Raw genomic sequence first — 4,400 nt, 5'->3', positions numbered from 1 at the left:
CCGACTGTGATCGTCATCGACACCACCGCCGCCCCCGGCCCGGGCGACGGGCTGGACGGGGCGGGGCATTTCTGGGACGTGGCCGTGCCGGAAGTGGGCGATACCGAAAAGCTGCGCGCCGCCTATGCCGGTTATCTCAAGAACATTGCGAAGCAGAGCCTCGTCAACTGAGGGCGACACCATGATCCTTTACGGCACCAATCCCATCGCCTGGGCCAATGATGACGACCGGAGCATCGGCGCCGATATCCCGACCGACCGGATCCTGCATGAGGCCGGCGAGGTGATCGGCTTCGACGGGATCGAGAACGGCCATCGCTGGCCCGAGGATCCGCAGGAGTTGAAAGACCTGCTGGGCAGCTATGGGTTGCGCTTCATCTCGGGCTGGTATTCGACGGAACTGCTGACCCGCTCGGTCGAAGACGAGATCGCCGCCGTCCAGCCGCATCTGGCCAGGCTGAAGGCCAATGATTGCAAGGTCTGCATTACCTGCGAATGCTCGAATACCGTGCATGGCAGCCCCGATATGCCGGTGAACGACCGGCCGCGCCTGACGGCGGATCAGATGGCCGCCTTCGGCGCGAAGATGGAAGCTTTCGCGGCCTATCTGGCCTCCGAAGGCATCACACTCGCCTATCATCACCATATGGGCACCGTGGTCGAATCCCCCGAGGAGATCGACGCCTTCATGGCCGCGACCGGCCCGGCCACGCATCTTCTGTTCGATGCCGGTCATTGCGCCTTCGGCGGCGGCGACCCGGCGGCGGTGCTGGCGAAACACGCCCCCCGCGTGGCCCATTTCCATGCCAAGAACATCCGCCGCCCCGTCACCGAACGGGTCCGGGCCGAGAACATGTCCTTTCTTCAGGGCGTGCTCGCCGGTGCCTTCACCGTGCCCGGCGACCCGGAAGGCGCGATCGACTTCGTGCCGCTTCTGAAGATCCTTGCCGGTCACGGATATGACGGCTGGCTGGTGATCGAGGCCGAACAGGATCCCGAGCTCCGCAATCCGCTCGACTACCAGTCCCTCGGCCTGAAGTCGCTGAAGGCGGCGGCGGCACAGGCAGGGCTGGACCGGGAGCGGGCTGCATGAGGTTCTTCGATCTCCAGCAGAATGTCTACCGGCCGCTCTGGCTTCGGGTCGCCATCGTGGTCGCCTGTCTCGGTTGGGCGGCGGTCGAGTTTGCCTCGGGCGCGGCCTTCTGGGGCGTGCTTTTTGCTGCCATCGGTGCCTATGCCGGGCACCAGTTCTTCATCGCCTTCGATCCGAAGGGTCCGGATGACCGCGACGGAAAGGAATAGATCCATGAGCCATCTTCAGAAAAAGCCGTTCGGCACCCATGGAAAAGTCCATCAGATAACCCCCGCCGATGCGGGTTGGCGCTATGTCGGCTTCTCGCTCTACCGGTTGCGCGCCGGAGAGACGGCGGAGGAAGCGACCGGCACGAATGAGGTCATCCTTGTGATGGTCGAGGGCAAGGCCAAGATCCGCGCCGCCGGTCAGGACTGGGGCGTTCTGGGGGACCGCATGGATGTCTTCGAAAAGACCCCGCCCCATTGCCTTTACGTGCCAAATGCCCAGCAATGGCAGGCCGAAGCGGTCACCGACTGCACCATCGCCGTCTGCGCCGCCCCCGGCCATGGCGGCCATCCGGCCCGCAGGATCGGCCCCGATGGGATCACCCTGACCCAACGCGGCGAGGGCAATAACACCCGCTGGATCAACAATATCGCCATGGAGGCCGAGGATTACGCCGACAGCCTCCTCGTCACCGAAGTCTTCACCCCCGCTGGCAACTGGTCGAGCTACCCTTCCCACCGCCACGACGAGGACGACTTCCCCCGCATCACCTATCTCGAAGAGACCTATTACCACCGCCTGAACCCCGGCAATGGCTGGGCCATCCAGCGTGTCTATACCGATGATGGCTCATTGGACGAGGCCATGGCCGTCCGCGATGGCGACGTGGTCTGCGTCCCCCGCGGCCACCACCCCTGCGGCGCACCACATGGGTTTGAACTGTATTATCTGAACGTCATGGCCGGGCCGCGCAGAAACTGGCGGTTTGTGGCTGCGCCGGAAATGGAACATCTGATGTGAGGGGAGGTCGTCGGGACGTCCGGAAGAACCAGAGGTGAGTAAAATGACAGTCAGAAGGCAATAATATTACCCTGAATTGTCTACGCTTCGGCGGCCATTGGAGCATCCTTTTCGAGGATGATGATCCAGTTCAAGGACCCAGCCATGACGAAACTCAGCAGCACCCAGGCTCTGATCCTGACCCGCGCCAGTACCCGGCCGGGCAATCTCGCCCTGCCGCTGCCCGAAGGGCTGCATGGCGCGGCGGCAAAAATGTCTGTCGGCAAACTGATTGCGAAAGGCTACCTCGACGAGGTCGAGGCCAATCTGCGGCGTGATGAACCATTGTGGCGCGAGACCGGGGATGGGCATGGCATCACTTTGATCGCCACCGAGGCTGGGCTATACACCATCGGCATCGATCCGGTGGTGGTCCAGTCCATGGTCGCGCTGCGCGATGCCAAGCCCGAGGCCATCGCGGTCGCGCAGCGCCCTGACACAAAACAGGCGCGGCTTATCTCCATGCTGCAGAGGCCCGAAGGCGCAAGTATTGCAGAGGTCGCCGAGGCGCTGGGATGGTTGCATCATTCGATTCGAGGCGCAATCTCCGGCTCGCTGAAAGGTAAGCTGGGGCTGCAGGTCACTTCTGAGAAGAATGCGAAGAGAGGCCGGATCTACAGAATTATTCGCGAAAACTGATAGCTTTGCCTTCTGCGTTCCGGGCGATCGCTGACATGCGATGTTCAGTTTGATGGTCAATGAGCGTCTGCTGAACCGCAGTGTTGTGGAGCGTGGCATAAGGGTCAAATCGGGTCAGGAGTAGATGGGCGTCCGCCGTTCGCAACAGGGATGGCCACGTTCCCTGCGCAAGCCCCAGTGCGATTGATTCCCGTCGCTTTCTGGCCCGTCAGGGTCATAAGCAATCCGAGATCGACGCTCTCCGGCCTTGGATTTATAAGGGGCTGACAGGGGAGGCAGGCCATGAGCATCATCGAATTGACGGTTACGCTTGAAGACATTGAACCTGCCGTTACGCGCACCCTGCAGGTGCCGGCGGACATTCGCCTCGATCGCCTGCATCTGACCATTCAGGCCGCCATGGGGTGGCAGAATGCCCATCTCTATCAATTCTGCATCGGCGAGCCCTATCAATGGGGCGCCGATCGCTGGGTTGCGCCAGCCCATGTCGAAAGTCCGGAAGACCTGCCTGCCGACAAGGCCACGCTCGAACAGGCTCGAACAAAGGCAGGCGATGCAGGACTGACCTATCTCTATGACTTCGGAGACGATTGGGTGCACAGTATCGAATTTGGCGAAACCAGCGAAGTTGACCCCGGTCAGCTCTATCCACGATTGACAGATATTGCTGGTTCATGTCCGCCGGAAGATATCGGAGGGCTCCCAGGCTATGAGATGTTCGTGGCCGCCATGGCTGATCCAGAACACCCGGAACACACCGATCTCACGGACTGGTACGGCGGCCCGTTTGACCCCAACGCGCCCGCCTCCGACGAACTCCGCCTTGAAGTCCTCAAACTTGCAAAGCGCTGGAGGTCGAAAAAGACGCGGATCAACTGATCAGCACAGGGGCGGGTTAACGATTACAGAAGAGGTCATGGGGCGGGGTCGTCCTGTGGTTTTGGGTAGCTTCCGGCGGGGTGGATCCCGCCTGGATTCCGCTGGCTTCCGATGGTGGTGGCTTCCGCGAAGTGGCTTCTGGAATCCACCTTGGATTCCAGCGGGAATCCACCCTGCGGCGGCAACTAACTCCTTGTTTTGTTGATGGAAACGGCGCTCTTCTGGCTCAGGTGGATTCCGCCTGGATTCCCCGGTGAAAACGCCTGACGCTGGCAAACTTCCGCGCTGCGCCCCCCCGAATACGGATGGCGCCGGGGAGGAACCATGGCAGGGGGTAGGGCTGCAAGGCGATTTAGTAAACGCTTGATTCTTCTCTGACTTGCTGATTCGGCGTCTCCAGTATCGTGATGGAGGTGCGATTGAATCTGCGTTTGATCCTTGAGCGGGTGCCCGATCCGCGTGGCCGGCAGGGCCGTGATTATCCCTTGTGGTCCATTCTGGCGCTGATCGTGGTATCGCTTGTGAGTGGGCGAAAGGGGATGAAGGCGGCGTTCGAACCGGGGCGCAGCCTGGACAGCCGGCAGCGGGCCGCACCGGGGTTCACGGCGACGACCCCCTGCCATGCCACGCTGACCCAGACCCTGCGGATGATCGATCCTCAGGCCCTTGCGGGGGTGCTCGGTTCGCTGGTCCTCGACGAAGGCAGAGAAGGCCGCCACATCGCCATCGACGGCAAGTCCAT

At 61.8% G+C, this 4,400-nt stretch carries 6 protein-coding genes; all 6 read left to right on the top strand.

The genetic code is table 11. The features are described from left to right. Nucleotides 1-181 precede the first annotated feature (181 nt). Nucleotides 182-1,093, top strand: coding sequence for a myo-inosose-2 dehydratase (gene iolE, locus ACK5L9_RS21980; RefSeq protein WP_416913591.1), 912 nt, complete (start codon nucleotides 182-184; stop codon nucleotides 1,091-1,093). Then, complete coding sequence (locus ACK5L9_RS21975) at nucleotides 1,090-1,302, top strand: DUF3329 domain-containing protein (RefSeq protein ID WP_416913590.1); 213 nt, start codon at nucleotides 1,090-1,092, stop codon at nucleotides 1,300-1,302. Before iolE ends, ACK5L9_RS21975 begins: the two co-directional genes overlap by 4 nt. A 4-nt stretch (nucleotides 1,303-1,306) precedes the next feature. Continuing rightward, a complete protein-coding gene (iolB, locus tag ACK5L9_RS21970; RefSeq protein WP_416913589.1) occupies nucleotides 1,307-2,101 on the top strand; it encodes a 5-deoxy-glucuronate isomerase in 795 nt (264 codons plus the stop codon). Nucleotides 2,102-2,245: 144 nt separating this feature from the next. Continuing rightward, a complete protein-coding gene (locus ACK5L9_RS21965; protein ID WP_416913588.1) occupies nucleotides 2,246-2,779 on the top strand; it encodes a DUF3489 domain-containing protein in 534 nt (177 codons plus the stop codon). Between the two features lie 282 nt (nucleotides 2,780-3,061). Then, on the top strand, nucleotides 3,062-3,658 hold the full coding sequence (locus tag ACK5L9_RS21960; protein WP_416913587.1) for a plasmid pRiA4b ORF-3 family protein: 597 nt from the start codon (nucleotides 3,062-3,064) through the stop codon (nucleotides 3,656-3,658). 419 nt (nucleotides 3,659-4,077) lie between these two features. Continuing rightward, the coding region (locus ACK5L9_RS21955; protein ID WP_416913586.1) for a transposase family protein at nucleotides 4,078-4,400 on the top strand (323 nt) is incomplete at its 3' end.

It is taken from the genome of Paracoccus sp. (in: a-proteobacteria), from assembly GCF_047973135.1.
Taxonomy (GTDB): domain Bacteria; phylum Pseudomonadota; class Alphaproteobacteria; order Rhodobacterales; family Rhodobacteraceae; genus Paracoccus.
Note: the sequence above shows the minus strand (reverse complement) of the source record. Positions and strands in the feature narration are given on the sequence as shown.

Excerpts from the sequence above, each read along its gene's own strand:
- ACK5L9_RS21960 (WP_416913587.1), top strand. The coding sequence starts at position 3,062 with ATGAGCATCATCGAATTGACGGTTACGCTTGAAGACATTGAACCTGCC.
- iolE (WP_416913591.1), top strand. The coding sequence starts at position 182 with ATGATCCTTTACGGCACCAATCCCATCGCCTGGGCCAATGATGACGAC.
- ACK5L9_RS21965 (WP_416913588.1), top strand. The coding sequence starts at position 2,246 with ATGACGAAACTCAGCAGCACCCAGGCTCTGATCCTGACCCGCGCCAGT.
- iolB (WP_416913589.1), top strand. The coding sequence starts at position 1,307 with ATGAGCCATCTTCAGAAAAAGCCGTTCGGCACCCATGGAAAAGTCCAT.
- ACK5L9_RS21975 (WP_416913590.1), top strand. The coding sequence starts at position 1,090 with ATGAGGTTCTTCGATCTCCAGCAGAATGTCTACCGGCCGCTCTGGCTT.